This is a genomic window from Micromonospora sp. NPDC051196 (assembly GCF_040682415.1).
Lineage (GTDB): Bacteria > Actinomycetota > Actinomycetes > Mycobacteriales > Micromonosporaceae > Micromonospora.
The window spans coordinates 629092-645006 of the sequence record NZ_JBFBAY010000001.1; the positions used below are offsets into that span (position 1 = coordinate 629092).

Sequence of the window (15915 nt, forward strand, 5' to 3'; positions counted from 1 at the left end):
CCGGCGTGGCGATGACCGCCAACGAATTAGCGAATCATGCGGCCCTGATCACAGGGGTGCCGTGCGTGGTGATCCCGGCGCCCTCGAACGCCCGCAGCGCGACGTCGAGGGTGTCCGGCGCGACGGCTGCGGTCAGGTCGAGCAGCACGGTGGTGGCGAAGCCCGCCTGGGCGGCGTCCAGGGCGGTGGCGCGTACGCAGTGGTCGGTGGCGATGCCGACCACGTCGACCCGGTCGACGTGGCGTCGGCGCAGCCAGTCGGCCAGACCCTCGCCGTCCTCCGCCTGCCCCTCGAACCCGGAGTACGCGGCGGCGTACTCGCCCTTGTGAAAGATGGCCTCCACCCGGTCGGTGGCCAACTCCGGGTGGAACTCCGAGCCCGGGGTGCCGACCACGCAGTGCCGAGGCCAGGTGCTCACGAAGTCCGGCGGATCGCCGAAGTGCGTGCCGGGGTCGACGTGGTAGTCCTTCGTCGCCACCACGTGATCCCAGCGATCCGGCTCGCTGGCCAGCAGCCGGGAGATCCCGGCGGCCACTCCCGCACCGCCCGCGACGGCCAGCGAGCCGCCCTCACAGAAGTCCTTCTGCACGTCCACGATGATCAGGGCGTTGGGCACGGACTCGCTCCTCTTACTCGGCCGGTACGACGGTGACCGGGATGGCGGGGTCGCCTGCGGAAAGCTTCAGGCCCTCCCACGGAATGGAGATCAAGCACTGTCGCAGGTGCTCCCGTGACTCGTCCAGCGTCGGCAGGGTCACCGCCTCGCCGCCGGCCAGGTACGACCGTTGCAGCAGCCGGTCGTTCGGGTGCCGGTCCGGCACGCCCTGCGGGACGATGACCTCCTCGGTGGCGGTGCCGGTCGGCTTGTGCCGGCGTACGGCGACCTTGCGACCACCGATGGTGGCCTTCTGCTCGGACCGCTTCACCACCGGGCGTCGGTCGACCTCGACCAGCTTGTAGACCAGGCCGGCGGTCGGCGCTCCGGAGCCGGTCACCACGGAGGTGCCGGCACCGTACATGTCGACCGGCTCGGCGGCCAGCGCGGCGATGGCGTACTCGTCGAGATCACCCGAAACGATGATCTTGGTTTCGGTGGCGCCGAGGGAGTCCAGCAGCTCCCGGGACTGCTGGGCGATCACCGCCAGGTCACCGGAGTCGATCCGGACCGCCCGCAGTTCCGGCCCGGCCACCTCGATCGCGTTGCGGATGCCCTGGCTGATGTCGTACGTGTCGACCAGCAGCGTGGTCTGGCTGCCCAGCGTGGCGACCTGCGAGGCGAACGCCGCCCGCTCGTCGTCGTGCAGCAGGGTGAACGCGTGTGCGGCGGTGCCTGCGGTGGGGATGCCGTACCGCTGCCCGGCGGCCAGGTTGGAGGTGAACCGGAACCCGGCCAGGTACGCCGAGCGGGCCGCAGCCACCGCGGCCTCCTCGTGCGCCCGCCGGGACCCCATCTCGATCAACGCGCGGCCCCGGGCCGCAGTCACCATCCGGGCCGCGGCGGCGGCCACCGCGCAGTCGTGGTTGAGCACCGACAGCACCACCGTCTCCAACACCACGCACTCGGCGAAGGTGCCGGAGACGGTGAGGATGGGCGATCCGGGGAAGAAGAGTTCGCCCTCGGCGTACCCGTCGATGTCGCCGGTGAACCGGTAGTCGGCCAGCCAGGCGGCAGCCTGCTCGTCCACCACGCCGGTACGCCGCAGGAAGTCGATCTCGGCCGGGTCGAAGCGGAACTCACGGATCAGGTCGATCAGCCGCGCGGTGCCGGCGACCACGCCGTAACGGCGCCCGCTGGGCAACCGGCGGGTGAACACCTCGAAGACACAGTGGCGCTGCGCTGTGCCGTCCCGCAGGGCAGCACTGATCATGGTCAGCTCGTAGTGGTCGGTCAACAGCGCAGGACGAAGGTTTTGCACGCCTTCAGCCTAGAGTTCAGTAGCTCGCCGTGCCGTCATGGCCCGGGATCGTGCGCAGTGCCGCCTTCAGCTCCGCCCGACCGTTGAGCCCGAGCTTGCTGTACACCCGTTGCAGGTGGTTCTCCACCGTCCTGGCGGACAGGAAAAGTCGCTCGGCGATGGCCCGACTGGTCTCGCCGTCCGCCGCCAGCCGAGCCACCTGCCACTCCCGGTCGGTGAGCGCCGGAGTGGCCGCCCGCAGGGCCGGGGTCTGCACCCTGTCGCAGCATCCGAGCAGGACGGCGAGTCGCTCGCTGGCCGTGACGATCGCCGACGAGCGACGTTGCCGCAGCAGGTGCACGGCACCCGCGGCGGCCTCCGCGGCCAGCAGTGTCAGCCCCAGCTCCATGAAGTTGTCGGCGACCGAGAGCAACCGCTCGGGGGAGCCGTCGACGACCGCCCGCGCGTGCCGGGCCAACAGCGGGGAAAGTTCCCCGTCGACCCGCTCCGACAACTCCGCCAACCGCTGAGCCACGGTGCGGCGGTTGTCGTCGGAACAGGTCGGCCCGGTCGCCGCGCCGGCCGCGCCGAGGCGTACCAGGTCATGCAGGGCCAGGGCCTCGTGTCCGGCGAAACCGTCGGCCCGCAACCGGCCGACCAGCCCGTGCAGGTGCGCCACGGCGCCGGGCAGGTCACCGCCGGCGGCGAGTGCCGCGGCTCGGGCCTGCTCCAGCCACGGGTACAGCACCGCCATGCTCGGCGTGTGGATCCGGTCGGCCTCGGCCATCGCCTCGGCCGCCTGTCGGGCGTCGCCGCGCAGTGCGGCAGCCTGTGCCCGCTCGGCCTGGGCCAGCCCGGCGTAGACCCGGCTGGTCGCCAGGATCGCGCAGGCACCGAGCGCGGCCTGCAGGGCGGCATCGCTGCGCCCGCGCAGCCGCGCCGCGTACGCCCGCAGGATCGCCAGATAGCCGCTGCCGAGCCGGAAGTCTCCCGCGTCGGCCAGGTCGGCGAACTCGTCCGCCACCAGCCGGTCGATGCCGGCCAGGTCACCGGAGAGCGCCAGCCGGGTGCCCCGAGCCAGCTCCACGGCCAGTTGCAGGTACGGCATGTCCGCCCGCCAACTGGCCGCCTTCGCCTGCACCAGGTCCACCGCCGTGGCGCTCCGGCACAGTTGACCCTGCACGGCCTGAAGGTGGGCGATGGTGCAACGGGCCAACTCACGCGCGGCGGTGCTGGCCGCCGGCCGGTCCAGTACGCCCTGCGCGAGTCGCAGTGCGGCCGGCGCGTCCAACCGGTGCAGACGCATGATTCCCTCGAAGGCGCGGATCCGGGCCTGCGCGGCGGAATCGGTCAGGTCGGTGGCGCGCTGGGCGATCTCCTCCACCGTGGACTCCTGACTGAGCCCCCAGTACCTGGCCATGCCGCGGGCGGTCAGCCACCGGCTGAGCCGATCCTCGTCGTCGTCGGTGTCGGGTGCGACGGCGTCGAGTACGCCGAGTGCCTCGGCGGGCCGGTCGGCGAACATCAGGATGGTGGCCAGCAGTTCGGCCGCGTCGAATCCGCCGTCGGCGTCGAGCGCCGCGCGGGCCAGCCGGGTCGCCAGCGGTACGTCGTACCGCGCGAACGCCTGCCCGGCGGCGGAGACCAGCATCGACGGGTCCTGAGCGGTGCCGGAGTCCAGCCGCCAGACCGCCACCCGGAGCAGGTCCTCCCGCCGCCGCTTGCCGACCCCCTCCAACAGTTCGGCCAGGTGCGCCTGTAACCGGCGGGTCCGGCTGACCGGGCACTGCCGGCGTACCACCTCGCCGTAGAGCGGATGGGCCAGCCGGACGTCGAGCCGCCGGTCGGACTTGACCATCGTGATCAGGCCGCGTTCCTCGGCGGTCTCCACATCGATCTGACTGGCGGCGTTGTTGAGCAGCCGCAGGCCCAACGGCTCGCCGAACGCGACCAGTTCGACCACGGCCCGTACGCCGGTGCTGAGCTGACCGATCCGGATGTCGATCAGGTCGGTCAGGCTGGGTGCCAGCTCCAGGCGCCCGGTCCAGGTCCAGATGCCGTACCGCATGGTGAGCTCCGCGCTGCCCTGGGCGGCGTGCACCAGCTCGCGCAGCAGCAGCGGGTTGCCGGCACTGAGTCGGCCCAGCCGGTCCGACGAGCCGCCGTCGACCGGGCCGCCGAGGATGGCGGCGAGCAGCCCGGCGGTCTCCGTCGGCGCCAGCGGACTCAGCTCGGCGTGCTCGACCAGTCCGTCGGTCCACAGTGCTCGGATCGGCAGCGGGATCTGCTCGCCGTCGCGCAGCGTGCCCACCACACAGGCGTTCTCGGAGCGGGCCACCAGGTGCACCAGCGCGGCCGACGGCGGGTCCAGCAGGTGCGCGTCGTCGACGGCGAGCACGATCCGCCGGCCGGCGGCCTGCTGCTGCAGGACGTCGACCGCCCACCGCAGGATTCCGGCGGGTGACAACCCCTGGGGCTGCTCGACGGGAAGGACCTGCACCAGCCCACCGAAGGGCATCGCCGCGGTGGTGGCGCTGGCCGCGATCCACCAGACCGCGTAGTTCTCGGCGGGCAGGGCGTCCACCCCCTGCCGCAGCAGGCGACTCTTTCCGATGCCGGCGCTGCCGGTGAAGAACATCCCCCGTCCCTGGGCGCCGGTCACCGCCGTATGCAGGCGGTCGAGCTCCATCGTGCGGCCCACGAACCTCCACGGAGTCATTCGCGGAGCATATCGACGTAACTGCGCGCCGACCGGTAGCCCGAGCGGGGTAAGTTGAGTAGTCCCACAGTTACCGCTGAGTAATTGAATTGTCCCGTTCACGACTCTGGCGCCCGTACTCTTCCGGCATCCGGGTGTCGTCACCGGACGTTCACCGCGACCGGCGATGCCGGCCGCCCTGCCTCGGAGGCCGCCGCCTGATGAAGCCGGGTCCTCTCCATCATCTGGGTACGCCCGACGACGTGACCGGAGCACCCGGAGCCGGCCCGTTTCCGGAGCGGCTCGGCGTCACCGCCACCAGCCCGCACGAGCCGATCGCGGTGGTCGCCACCGGTCCGGCCGGCGCCGGCCGGACCGAAGTACTCGCCGCGCTGCTGGAACGCGACGCCGGAATGCTCGCCACGCCGGCCGGCAACTGGCTGTTGGTACGCCACTCGGCGGAGCCCACCAGGGCCGCCTTCGTGCCCGGCTACCGGCGGCCGCACTCGTACCGGGTGGACCTGCCGGCCGTGGGGCCAGCGCTGGCCCGGCCGCCGCGCCGGGTCGAGTTGAGCCTGCCCGAGCCGTTGCTGAAGCACCTCGCCCTGGTCGACACGCCGGATACCGGGACGGCGGGGTCGGCCGGCAACAGAATCCTGCTGGACGCGGTCGGCCGGGCCGGCGCCCTGCTCTTCGTGATCGCGGCGGACCAGTCCTTCAGCTCCGCCGAGTTGAACCTGCTCGCCGAGGTCGCGGGAGCCCCGGTCCAGGTCTTCTTCGCGGTCACGCCGGACACCGGTGGATGGGCGGGCGCCGTCGAGGGTGCGACGGGCGGGCGGCGTTCGGGGGAGGCCGATCGCCCGCCGGTCGATCCGGTCTCGGTCACTGTCGAGGCGTGCCGGGCCGCGCTGCTCGCCGCCGTGCCCGGACTCGCCGACGCCCGCTGGTTCTCGATCCGCGACGGCGGCGTGGCCGACCTGAAACGGGCGCTGGTCGCCTGGGCCTGCGACGAAGGGCTGTGCCGAGCCGGCTGCGAGCCGCCGGAGGTGTCCGGTGCGCCCGGCCGGGTGCCGGTGCTGGCGGAACCGGGGGACTGGTCCGAGCAGCTCGACCGGCAGGCACGTACGGCCGCCCAGCGGATCCGCCAGCATCTGGCGCTGGAGTTGGCCAACATGCATCTGCGGGTGGTGCAGGATCTTTTCTTCGGCGGCGGCTGCGCCGGCCTGCCCCAACTGCTCGACCGGGAGATGGAGGCGTTGTCGCTGCTGGCCACCGCGCAGTGCGACCACGCCGTACGGGTCCTCGTCGAGGACACCGCCGGCCGTTTCTTCGGCGCGCCGCTGGCGGCCGGCGTCCGACAGCGGATCTACCAGGCCGTCACCTGGAGCATGCCGGAGAGCACCCCCGGCCCGGAACTGGAGCGGGTGCTGCTGATCACCAGCACCGCCGGTGTGGCGGGGCTGAGCGGCGCCGCAGCGATCGACGCGCTGTCCGCGTATCCCGTGCCGGCCCGCAGCGAGGTGCTCCCGCCGGTGGCGGTGGCGCTGTCCGGCGGCTGCTGGCAGCACTGGCGTACCCCTGCCAACCACGACCCGAACGTGGCCCGGGCCTGGGCCCAGCGCGCACTGCGGGAGATTGAACTGGAACTGTCCCGAGAGGTCGCCCGCCGCTTCGAGGTGATCCGCATCTCGCTCGGCACGGTGCTGTCCGATGCTGCCGAACACGGCATCCTGCTCGCCTGACCGCGCGGCGGTGCACCCCGTCGGCGGCCCCGACGGGATGTCCGCGCGTGCTGTCGGCACCGGGTCCGGCGTTCCGGTTCCTCGGTTCCGCCGATCCGGTGGCACGATGGGGGGCATGGCGGCTCCGCAGGTTGCACCGGTCGAGACTCCGGACACCGATGAGGTGCCGGCTTCGGACCGGCCGTGGGTGACGATCGTGTGGGACGACCCGGTCAACCTGATGAGCTACGTGACCTGGGTGTTCCAGAAGCTTTTCGGATACAGCCGGGAGAGGGCCGAGCAGTTGATGCTGGACGTGCACCACAAGGGCAAGGCCGTGGTTTCCAGCGGTGCGCGGGAACGCATGGAACACGACGCTTCGCAGTTGCACGCGTACGGGCTCTGGGCGACGGTGGATCGGTCGTGAGCATGTTCCGCCGCCGGGGTGACCGGTACGTCGCCAGCTTCGCCGTCGACGAGGTACGCGTACTTCGCAAGGTCGCCTCCGAGGTGGTCGGCCTGCTAACTGACGGTTTCGACCATTCCGACCCGGTGGTGTGTCGGCTCTTTCCCGAGGCGTACCCGGACGATGCGGCGGGAACCGCGGAGTTCCGCCGGTACACCGAGGGTGACCTGAAGACCGCCAAGATCGACCAGGCCGGAGCGATCCTGGCCGCGCTGCCCGGCGAGGGCGGTGGCGAGGTACGCCTGGACGCCGAGGCGGCCGAGGCGTGGCTGCGGGCGCTCAACGACGCCCGCCTGGCGATGGGCGTACGGCTGGAGATCAAGGACGGGACGGACCTGGGTGCCGAGCTCGACGACGCGGTGGCCGATGATCCCTCATCCAGTAGAGTGTTCCAGCTTTCGGTCTACGCCTACCTGGGCTACCTCCAGGAATCCCTGCTCAACGCCTTGATCGAGTGACTGTGACCGGCGCCGCCTCGCGGATCGTCAGCGGCGGGCGCTAGGCTTGGCGGCGTGCTGAGCATCGACCGGTCGATCGTTGACGCGATCGTCGCCCACGCCCGTCGGGACCACCCTGACGAGGCCTGTGGCGTGGTCGCCGGTTCGGTCGGCAGCGACAAGCCGACCCGGCACATCCCGATGGAGAACGCCGCCCGCTCGATGACGTTCTACGAGTTCGACTCGATGGAGCAGTTGCGGGTCTGGCGGGAGATGGACGATCGGGACGAGGAGCCCGTCGTCATCTACCACTCGCACACCGCCACGGAGGCCTACCCGTCGCGTACGGACATCTCCTTCGCCGGTGAGCCGGGCGCGCACTACCTGCTCGTCTCCACGCGGGAACCGGACACCGAGGAGATCCGCTCCTTCCGCATCGTGGACGGGGTGGTGACCGAGGAGCCGGTGCGGATTCTCGACGCCGGGGTGGATCCGCACGCCGTGCAGTCCTACATGTTCGGGCAGAGCCCGGCGACGGTCGACTACGAGTGTTCGGGCAGCTGACCTCAGCCCCGCACACTTTTCCGGCACGTCACCGAGCACACCTGAGCTAGGAGTAAGACACCATGGCCATCGAGGTTCGTATCCCCACCATCCTGCGCAGCTACACCGGCGGCGCGAAGGTCGTCGAGGGCAGTGGCGACACCCTGAGCGACCTGCTCGCCGACCTTGACTCCCGGCACGCCGGGCTGCGGGCGCGGCTGGTCACCGAGGCGGGGGTGCTGCACCGCTTCGTCAACGTCTACGTCAACGACGAGGACGTCCGCTTCCTCGGCGCGCTGGACGCCAAGCTCTCCGACGGCGACAGCGTCACCATCCTGCCCGCCGTGGCCGGCGGCGCGTTCGGCTTCGCCGCCGCTGCGGCGATCGCGCAGCACGGTGCCGCCGCCGCAGCGATCGCGCACACCACGGCCGAGCGCCGTACGCCCGTCACCGCCAGCTGAGGCGAGCGGCGATGGCGCGGTACGACAGCCTGCTTGACGCCTGTGGCGGCACGCCCCTGGTGGGTCTGCCCCGACTGTCGCCGACGGCGCCCGAGGGGGCGCCGCCGGTGCGGCTGTGGGCCAAGCTTGAGGACCGTAACCCGACCGGCAGCATCAAGGACCGGGCGGCGCTGTTCATGGTCCGGGCCGCCGAGGCGGCCGGCAAACTCCGGCCGGGTGACACGATCCTGGAGCCGACCAGCGGCAACACCGGCATCTCCCTGGCCATGGTGGCCAAGCTGCGCGGTTACCGGCTGGTCTGCGTGATGCCGGAGAACGTCTCCACCGAGCGGGTGCAGCTGCTCCGGATGTACGGCGCGGAGATCATCTTCTCGCCGGCGGCCGGCGGCTCGAACCAGGCGGTCGCCACCGCCAAGCAGATCGCCACCGAGCACCCGGACTGGGTGATGCTCTTCCAGTACGGCAACGAGGCCAACGCCCGGGCGCACTACGAGACGACTGGCCCGGAGTTGCTGCACGACCTGCCGACGATCACCCACTTCGTGGCCGGGCTGGGCACCACCGGCACCCTAATGGGAACCGGCCGTTACCTGCGGGAGAAGGTCGAAGGCATCCAGATCGTCGCGGCCGAGCCGCGCTACGGCGAGCTGGTCTACGGCCTGCGCAACATCGACGAGGGGTACGTCCCGGAGCTCTACGACGCCACCGTGCTCAACCGGCGGTTCTCCGTGGGCACCCGGGACGCGGTGTTGCGTACCCGGCAGTTGGTCGAGGTCGAGGGGCTGTTCGTCGGCTTCTCCACCGGCGCGGTCCTGCACGCGGCGCTGGCCGTGGCGCACGAGGCGGTGCGCGACGGCCGCCGCGCCGACGTGGCGTTCGTGGTCAGTGACGGTGGCTGGAAATATCTCAGCACCGGGGCGTACGGCGGCACCCTCGCCGACGCGGAGGACGCTCTGGAGGGGCAACTCTGGGCCTGACGTGTGCGGGCAGTGACGAACCGAGGGTCACCGGCGGATTGCCGGTGGCCCTCGTCGCGTCGGCCTACACTGACTGGCCACTCAGCCAAGGGCGACTCGATCGGACGGCCGGGGTGGGTGTCACGTTGATGACAACTTCCAGCGGATCATTCTTGCCCTCGCGCGAGCGGGCGTAGGCTGCGCAGCGTGGCGTACGCGTCGGTAGTGATCACCGCCGGAGCGGTGGCCCGGAAGATCACCACCTACCGTGACAGCGAGACAACTCGATGCGATTGACCGTCCTGGGCTGTGCGGGCAGCTTCCCCGGACCCGAGTCCCCCTGTTCGGCCTATCTCGTCGAGGCCGAGGACTTCCGGCTCCTGATCGATTTCGGTCCGGGCTCGCTGTCCACCCTCCAGCGCTACGCCGGCCTGCACGCCCCCGATGCCATCCTCCTGACCCACCTGCACTGCGACCACATCCTCGACGCCACGTCGTACGTGGTCGTGCGCCGGTACGCCCCGGACGGCCCGTACCCGCCGTTGCCGGTCTACGCCCCGGCCGGCGCCCCGGAGCGGCTCGCCAACGCGTACGGGCAGGAGGGCGGCAGCGTCGAGGACGTCTACCAGTTCTACGCACTGGAGCCCGGCACCTTTCCGATCGGCCCGTTCACCGTCACCGTCGACCGGGTGCTGCATCCGGTGGAGACGTACGGCGTCCGGCTGGAACACGGCGGCCGGGTGCTCTGCTACTCCGGGGACACCGCGCCCTGCGACGCGTTGCTGCGGCTGGCCCAGAACGCGGACGTGTTCCTCTGCGAGGCCAGCTACCTCGACGGCGTCGACAACCCACCGGATCTGCACCTCACCGGCCGGGAGGCGGGCGAGGCGGCGGCGAAGGCGGGCGTCGGTCGGCTGCTGCTGACCCATCTGGTGGCCGCCTGGGGCAGCGAGGCACACACCGTCGCCGCCGCCTCCGCCGCGTATGCCGGTCCGCTGGAAGTGGTCCGCGCGGGCGCCAGCTACGAGATCTGATCCGTCGGGGGACGGGCACCGGGGGACGGTTCGATCACGGCACCACATAGGGTGCAGGCATGGCGCGACCTGACGGGCGGCAGCCCGACCAACTTCGTCCGGTGACCCTCACCCGGGGCTGGAGCACCCATCCCGAGGGCTCGGTGCTGGTGGAGTTCGGCGCGACCCGGGTGCTCTGCACGGCGAGCGTCACCGAGGGAGTGCCCCGCTGGCGTCGTGGTTCCGGGCTGGGCTGGGTCACCGCCGAGTACGCGATGCTGCCCCGGGCCACCAACACCCGTTCGGACCGGGAGAGCGTCAAGGGCCGGGTCGGTGGGCGTACCCACGAGATCTCCCGGCTGATCGGCCGCAGCCTGCGCGCGGCCATCGACCTCAAGGCGCTCGGCGAGAACTCGATCGTGCTCGACTGTGACGTGCTCCAGGCCGACGGCGGTACCCGCACCGCGGCGATCACCGGGGCGTACGTGGCGCTGCACGACGCGGTCAGCTGGCTCGCCGCGCGCAAGGCCCTGACCGGCACGCCGGAGAAGGTGATGCACCGCTCGGTGGCCGCGATCAGCGTCGGTGTCATCGGCGGCGAGCCGCGCCTGGACCTGTGCTACGACGAGGACGTGGCCGCCGAGGTCGACATGAACGTGGTCTGCACCGGCGCCGGCGACTTCGTCGAGGTGCAGGGCACCGGTGAGGCTGGCGTGTTCCCCCGGGAACAGTTGGACGCCCTGCTCGACCTGGCCGTCGTCGGCTGTCTGGATCTGGCCGAAGCCCAGCGGAAGGCTCTCTCCCTGTGAAGCGCGAGGAGTGAGCTTGCGAGCCCCGCAGTCGCGAACGAAAGGTAGCTGAGTATGAACAAGGTGCTGCTCGCCACCCGTAACCGCAAGAAGCTCATCGAGTTGCAGCGCATTCTCGACGGCGCGCTCGGCGTACACCGGATCGCCCTGATCGGGCTGGACGACGTCGAGGCGTACCCGGAGTTGCCGGAGACCGGGCTCACCTTCGGTGAGAACGCGCTGATCAAGGCGCGGGAGGGCTGCCGGCGTACCGGGCTGCCGACGATCGCCGACGACTCCGGGCTGGCGGTGGACGCGCTCAACGGCATGCCGGGGGTGTTCAGCGCACGCTGGGCCGGCCGGCACGGTGACGACCAGGCCAACCTGCAACTGGTGCTGGACCAGATCGCCGACGTGCCGGACGAGCACCGTGGCGCCTCCTTCGTGTGCACGGTGGCGCTGGTGCTGCCCGGTGGCAAGGAGCATCTGGTGGACGGCCGGCAGACCGGCCGGCTGCTGCGCGCCCCACGCGGCGACGGCGGATTCGGCTACGACCCGGTCTTCCTCGGCGACGGCCAGGATCGCACCAACGCCGAGCTGACCCCGCAGGAGAAGGACGCCATCAGCCACCGCGGCAAGGCGCTGCGCGAACTCGCCGCCCTGGTCGCCAAGGTCCTCTGACCGGCCGTGGCGAGCTAGCTGAGTTCGCCGATCTCGCGCTCGATCGCCGTCCGGAGGTCGGGGGTGCGTACCACCTCGCGGGCGGCTTCCATGAGGGGAGCCAGGAAGACGTCGGGGCCGGGCGGGCCGGCGACCTCGCCGAGGGCCGCGATGGCCGCCCGTCCGGCCGGCGACGGGGTGAGCGGGGCCCGCAGTTGCAGTCCGCGTACGGCGGCGAGCAGTTCCACCGCGAGCAGGCTGGTCAGGTTGTCCAGCACGGTACGCAGCTTCTTGGCCGCCGCCCAGCCCATCGAGACGTGGTCCTCCTGCATGCCGCTGGTGGGCAGCGAGTCCACCGACGCGGGCGCGGCCAGCCGACGGTTCTCCGCGACGATCCCCGCCGCCGTGTACTGGGCGATCATCAGTCCGGAGTTCACCCCGGCGTCGGGGGAGAGGAACGCCGGCAGGTCGCGGGAGCGGGTCACGTCGAGCAGCCGGTCCACCCGGCGTTCGGCGATCGCGCCGACCTCGGCGGCGGCGATGGCCAGGAAGTCCGCGGCGAAACCGAGCGGGGCGCCGTGGAAGTTGCCGGTCGACTCGACTCGGCCGTCCGGCAGCACCACCGGGTTGTCCACCACCGACAGCAGTTCCCGCCCGGCCACCGTACGCACGAAGTCCAGGGTGTCCCGGGCCGCGCCGGCCACCTGCGGGGCGCACCGCATCGAGTAGGCGTCCTGCACCGCGTGGGACACGTCGTCGCGGTGCGAGTCCATCACCGCCGAGTGCTGCAACAGCCGGTGGATGTTGGCCGCCGAGACGCCCTGCCCGGGGTGCGGGCGGATGGCGTGCAACTCCGGCAGGAACGGCCGGTCCGAGCCGAGCATCGCCTCGATGGCCAGCGCGGCGGTCACGTCGGCCATGGTGAACAGGTGCGCCGCGTCGTGGCTGGCCAGCAGCAGCATGCCGAGCATGCCGTCGGTGCCGTTGATCAGTGCCAGCCCCTCCTTGGCGGCCAGCTCGATCGGGGTCAGGCCGGCGCGACGCAGCGCGTCGGCGGCGGGCAGCCGCTCGCCGCCGGGGCCGAGCACCCAGCCCTCGCCGAGCAGCACCAGCGCGCAGTGCGCCAGCGGCGCCAGGTCACCGGAGGCGCCCAGCGAGCCGTGCTCCGGCACCCACGGGGTGACGTCGTGGTTGAGCAGATCCACCAGGGCCGAGGCGACCAGCGGGCGGACACCGGAGTGGCCCAGGGCCAGCGAGCGGACCCGCAGCAGCATCATCGCGCGGACCACCTCGCGGGGCATCGGCGCGCCGACCCCGGCGGCGTGCGAGCGGATCAGCGCGTGCTGCAACTCGGCGCGGCGTTCGGGAGCCACGAAGGTGTTGGCCAGGGCCCCGAAGCCGGTGGAGACGCCGTACACCGGGCGGCCTGCCGCCTCGATGCCGTCCACGATGGACCGGCTGGTCGCCATGGCCGCCACGGTGGCCGGGTCGAGGACGACCTTGGCGTTGCCACGTGCCACGGTGAGCACGTCGACGGTGGAGATCCCGGTGGGCTGGATGGTCACGGTCATCGCGGTACTCCGTTGTGCAGGACCTGGCGGATCAGGGGTACCCCCGGCCGGTAGGCCAGGTGCAGGTGGGACGGGGCGTCGAGGATGATCAGGTCGGCGCGGGCGCCGGGCCGCAGCACCCCGACGTCGGTACGGCGCAACGCTCGCGCGCCACCGGCGGTCGCCGCCCACACCGCCTCCGCCGGGGTCATCCGCATCTCGCGTACGGCCAGCGCGATGCAGAACGGCATCGACGAGGTGTACGACGAGCCGGGGTTGCAGTCGGTGGCCAGGGCCACGGTCACACCGGCGTCGAGCAGCCGGCGGGCATCCGGATAGGGCGACCGGGTGGAGAACTCGGCACCGGGCAGCAGGGTGGCCACGGTCGTCGTCTCCGGCCCGGCCTGCGCGTCGACGGCCGTCGAGGCCAGCGCGTCGATGTCGGCGTCGGTCAGGTGGGTGCAGTGGTCCACGCTGGCCGCGCCCAGCTCCACGCCGAGCTGCACCCCGGGGCCGGGGCCGAGCTGGTTGGCATGCATCCGTACGCCGAGCCCCATGGCCTGCCCGCAGGCGAGGATCGCCCGAGCATGATCGGCGTCGAAGGCGCCCCGTTCACAGAACACGTCGATCCAGCGGGCGTACGGCGCGGCGGCGGCCAGCATCGGCCCGCACACCAGTCCGACGTACTCGTCGGGGCGGTCGGCGTACTCGGCGGGGACCACGTGCGCGCCGAGGAAGGTGGTCTCCTCGCTGACCTCGGCGGCGATCCGCAGTGAGCGGGCCTCGTCGGCGACAGTCAGGCCGTACCCACTCTTGATCTCGATCGTGGTGGTGCCCTGCCGCAACGCCTCGGCGCGCAGCCGGCGCACGGTGGTGCGCAGTTCGCCGTCGGAGGCGGCGCGGGTGGCGCCGACGGTGGTGCGGATACCACCACCGGTGTACGGCTGCCCGGCCATCCGAGCGGCGAACTCAGTGGCCCGGTCCCCGGCGAAGACCAGATGGGCGTGACTGTCCACGAAACCGGGCAGTACGGCCGCACCATCGGCGTCGATGCGGCGGTCGGCGGCCGGCGCGTCGCCGCTCGGGCCGACCCAGATCACCTCGCCCTGCTCGACGAGCACCGCCGCGCGTCGCCGGATGCCCAGCGGCCCGCCCTCACCGGTGCCCGCCACATTGGTGACCAGCTCACCGATGTTGTCCACCAGCAGGCTACCGACGCTGTGCCTGCTCCTGTTCGCGACTGCGGGGCTCGCAAGCTCACTCCTCGCGCTCATGCGATCACCTCCGCGATGGCGTCAGCCAGTTCCTGCGCGACGTCGACGGTCAGGTGGTGGCCGTCGCGGACCAGCACCCGACCGTCCACCACCACCTGCGCGACGTCGGCGGCGCTGGCCGCGAACCAGACACCCGCCGGGCTCACCCCGGCCGTGCGTACGCTGTCCAGCCGCACGGTGACCAGGTCGGCGCGGTCACCGACCGCGATCCGCCCGGCATCGGTCCAGCCCAGCGCGGCGTGCCCGGCCGCGCTCGCCGCCGTCAACAGCTCCACCGGGGCGAAGTGGCCCCGCTTGCGGGTGCGCAGCCGTTCGTCCAACTCGACGGCGCGGGCCTCCTCGAACGGGTCGATCACCGCGTGGCTGTCGCTGCCCAGGCTGAGCGGGATGCCGGCGTCGGCCATCCGGCGGGCCGGGCCGATGCCGTCGGCAAGATCGCGCTCAGTGGTCGGGCAGAGGCAGACCCCGGTCCGGCTCTCCCCGAGCAGGTTGATGTCGCCGCTGGTCGGATGGGTGGCGTGCACCGCCGTGGTGGAGGGGCCGAGCACGCCGTGGTCGGCCAGCAGCCCTGTCGGCGTACGACCGTGCACCGCCCGGCAGGCGTCGTTCTCGGCCGGCTGCTCCGACAGGTGTACGTGCAGCGGCGCGTCCCGCCGGTGCGCCCAGCCGGCCACCGTGGCGAGCTGTTCGGCGGGTACCGCGCGCACCGAGTGGATCGCCGCGCCGAGGCGGGCGTGCTCGCCGTCGGGAGTGAACGCGGTGACCCGATCGGCCCAGCGCAGCGCGTCACCGTCGCCGAAACGCAACTGCGACCCGGTCAACGGCCGGCCGTCCACCGAGGCGGTCAGGTAGCAGGTGTCCAGCAGGGTCAACCGGATCCCGGCGTGTGCCGCCGCCTCGACCAGCGCCGCGCCCATCGCGTTCGGGTCGTCGTACGGTGTGCCACCGGCGCCGTGGTGCAGGTAGTGGAACTCGCCGACGCAGGTGATCCCGGCCAGGGCCATCTCGGCGTAGACCGCCCGCGCCAACGCCAGGTAGGAGTCCGGGTCCAGCCGGCTGGTCACGGCGTACATCTGGTCGCGCCAGCTCCAGAAGTCGCCCCGCCCACCATGGGTGTGCCCGCGCAGCGCCCGGTGGAAGGCGTGTGAATGGGCGTTGGCCAGGCCGGGCAGGGTCAGCCCCGGCAGCCGGACCGCGTCGGCCAGCACGTCGACCCCGGCGTGCGGCGGGTCACCCGGCGACAGCGGGGTGACGGCGGTGATCCGGCCGTTGACCGTCTCGATCAGCACTTCCGGGGTGGGCTCGGCCTGCTCGGGCAGCCAGGCGTACTCGGCGAGCCAGCGGGTCGACGTCAACGGGCCTGCCCCCTGTCGAGCTGAACCGGTTGCGCCGTCAGCGGGTCGGGTGCCGGCATTTGGTCGGGTGCCGTCAGTTGGTCGGACGCTGGCAGTTG

15 protein-coding genes are annotated in these 15915 nt (G+C 72.0%); 9 read left to right on the forward strand and 6 right to left on the reverse strand.

The window, feature by feature from the left end; all coding sequences use genetic code 11:
* Positions 1-34: 34 nt before the first annotated feature.
* Genes AB0M35_RS02875 through AB0M35_RS02885 form a run of 3 tightly spaced genes read right to left on the reverse strand, consistent with a single transcriptional unit; the run spans position 35 to position 4614 of the window.
* Entirely contained in the window at positions 35-616 is a 582-nt protein-coding gene (locus tag AB0M35_RS02875; RefSeq protein WP_363740703.1) for an isochorismatase family protein, read from the reverse strand.
* Positions 617-629: 13 nt separating this feature from the next.
* Complete coding sequence (locus tag AB0M35_RS02880) at positions 630-1916, reverse strand: nicotinate phosphoribosyltransferase (protein ID WP_363740705.1); 1287 nt, start codon at positions 1914-1916, stop codon at positions 630-632.
* A gap of 16 nt (positions 1917-1932) precedes the next feature.
* On the reverse strand, positions 1933-4614 hold the full coding sequence (locus tag AB0M35_RS02885; RefSeq protein WP_363740706.1) for a LuxR C-terminal-related transcriptional regulator: 2682 nt from the start codon (positions 4612-4614) through the stop codon (positions 1933-1935).
* 200 nt (positions 4615-4814) lie between these two features.
* Here AB0M35_RS02885 and AB0M35_RS02890 point away from each other — a divergent pair, with 200 nt between their 5' ends.
* The 9 genes from AB0M35_RS02890 (at position 4815) to rdgB (ending at position 11659) form a co-directional block, all read left to right on the forward strand.
* Positions 4815-6335 (forward strand): hypothetical protein, encoded by a 1521-nt coding sequence (locus tag AB0M35_RS02890; protein ID WP_363740708.1) that lies wholly within the window; start codon positions 4815-4817, stop codon positions 6333-6335.
* Positions 6336-6450: 115 nt separating this feature from the next.
* Positions 6451-6741 (forward strand): ATP-dependent Clp protease adapter ClpS, encoded by a 291-nt coding sequence (gene clpS, locus AB0M35_RS02895; protein WP_363740711.1) that lies wholly within the window; start codon positions 6451-6453, stop codon positions 6739-6741.
* Positions 6742-6743: 2 nt separating this feature from the next.
* Positions 6744-7238, forward strand: coding sequence for a DUF2017 domain-containing protein (locus AB0M35_RS02900; protein ID WP_363741869.1), 495 nt, complete (start codon positions 6744-6746; stop codon positions 7236-7238).
* A 54-nt stretch (positions 7239-7292) separates the two neighbouring features.
* Positions 7293-7781, forward strand: coding sequence for a M67 family metallopeptidase (locus AB0M35_RS02905; RefSeq protein ID WP_363740713.1), 489 nt, complete (start codon positions 7293-7295; stop codon positions 7779-7781).
* Positions 7782-7843: 62 nt separating this feature from the next.
* Positions 7844-8221 carry a MoaD family protein gene (locus AB0M35_RS02910; protein WP_363740715.1) on the forward strand — a complete coding sequence of 126 codons (378 nt, stop codon included), beginning with the start codon at positions 7844-7846 and terminating at the stop codon, positions 8219-8221.
* An 11-nt stretch (positions 8222-8232) separates the two neighbouring features.
* Entirely contained in the window at positions 8233-9198 is a 966-nt protein-coding gene (locus AB0M35_RS02915; RefSeq protein ID WP_363740718.1) for a pyridoxal-phosphate dependent enzyme, read from the forward strand.
* Between the two features lie 266 nt (positions 9199-9464).
* The gene (locus AB0M35_RS02920; RefSeq protein ID WP_363740720.1) at positions 9465-10211 is read left to right on the forward strand and encodes an MBL fold metallo-hydrolase; all 747 of its coding nucleotides are present in this window, start codon (positions 9465-9467) and stop codon (positions 10209-10211) included.
* Between the two features lie 59 nt (positions 10212-10270).
* The gene (rph, locus tag AB0M35_RS02925) at positions 10271-10999 is read left to right on the forward strand and encodes a ribonuclease PH (RefSeq protein ID WP_363740722.1); all 729 of its coding nucleotides are present in this window, start codon (positions 10271-10273) and stop codon (positions 10997-10999) included.
* 54 nt (positions 11000-11053) lie between these two features.
* Positions 11054-11659: an RdgB/HAM1 family non-canonical purine NTP pyrophosphatase gene (rdgB, locus tag AB0M35_RS02930; RefSeq protein WP_363740724.1), complete on the forward strand. Its 606-nt coding sequence runs from the start codon at positions 11054-11056 to the stop codon at positions 11657-11659.
* Positions 11660-11673: 14 nt separating this feature from the next.
* Here rdgB and hutH read toward each other — a convergent pair whose 3' ends face one another.
* The 3 genes from hutH to AB0M35_RS02945 are packed head-to-tail and all read right to left on the reverse strand — an operon-like array spanning position 11674 to position 15817.
* The gene (gene hutH / locus AB0M35_RS02935; protein ID WP_363740726.1) at positions 11674-13209 is read right to left on the reverse strand and encodes a histidine ammonia-lyase; all 1536 of its coding nucleotides are present in this window, start codon (positions 13207-13209) and stop codon (positions 11674-11676) included.
* A complete protein-coding gene (gene hutI / locus AB0M35_RS02940; RefSeq protein WP_363740728.1) occupies positions 13206-14462 on the reverse strand; it encodes an imidazolonepropionase in 1257 nt (418 codons plus the stop codon). Before hutI ends, hutH begins: the two co-directional genes overlap by 4 nt.
* Positions 14459-15817: a formimidoylglutamate deiminase gene (locus tag AB0M35_RS02945; protein ID WP_363740730.1), complete on the reverse strand. Its 1359-nt coding sequence runs from the start codon at positions 15815-15817 to the stop codon at positions 14459-14461. The genes hutI and AB0M35_RS02945 overlap by 4 nt, the downstream gene beginning before the upstream one ends.
* Between the last annotated feature and the right edge of the window lie 98 nt (positions 15818-15915).

Coding starts and splice junctions, on each gene's coding strand:
- hutI (WP_363740728.1), bottom strand. CDS start 14,462: ATGAGCGCGAGGAGTGAGCTTGCGAGCCCCGCAGTCGCGAACAGGAGC.
- AB0M35_RS02920 (WP_363740720.1), top strand. CDS start 9,465: ATGCGATTGACCGTCCTGGGCTGTGCGGGCAGCTTCCCCGGACCCGAG.
- AB0M35_RS02900 (WP_363741869.1), top strand. CDS start 6,744: ATGTTCCGCCGCCGGGGTGACCGGTACGTCGCCAGCTTCGCCGTCGAC.
- AB0M35_RS02915 (WP_363740718.1), top strand. CDS start 8,233: ATGGCGCGGTACGACAGCCTGCTTGACGCCTGTGGCGGCACGCCCCTG.
- AB0M35_RS02885 (WP_363740706.1), bottom strand. CDS start 4,614: ATGACTCCGTGGAGGTTCGTGGGCCGCACGATGGAGCTCGACCGCCTG.
- AB0M35_RS02910 (WP_363740715.1), top strand. CDS start 7,844: ATGGCCATCGAGGTTCGTATCCCCACCATCCTGCGCAGCTACACCGGC.
- rdgB (WP_363740724.1), top strand. CDS start 11,054: ATGAACAAGGTGCTGCTCGCCACCCGTAACCGCAAGAAGCTCATCGAG.
- hutH (WP_363740726.1), bottom strand. CDS start 13,209: ATGACCGTGACCATCCAGCCCACCGGGATCTCCACCGTCGACGTGCTC.
- clpS (WP_363740711.1), top strand. CDS start 6,451: ATGGCGGCTCCGCAGGTTGCACCGGTCGAGACTCCGGACACCGATGAG.
- rph (WP_363740722.1), top strand. CDS start 10,271: ATGGCGCGACCTGACGGGCGGCAGCCCGACCAACTTCGTCCGGTGACC.
- AB0M35_RS02890 (WP_363740708.1), top strand. CDS start 4,815: ATGAAGCCGGGTCCTCTCCATCATCTGGGTACGCCCGACGACGTGACC.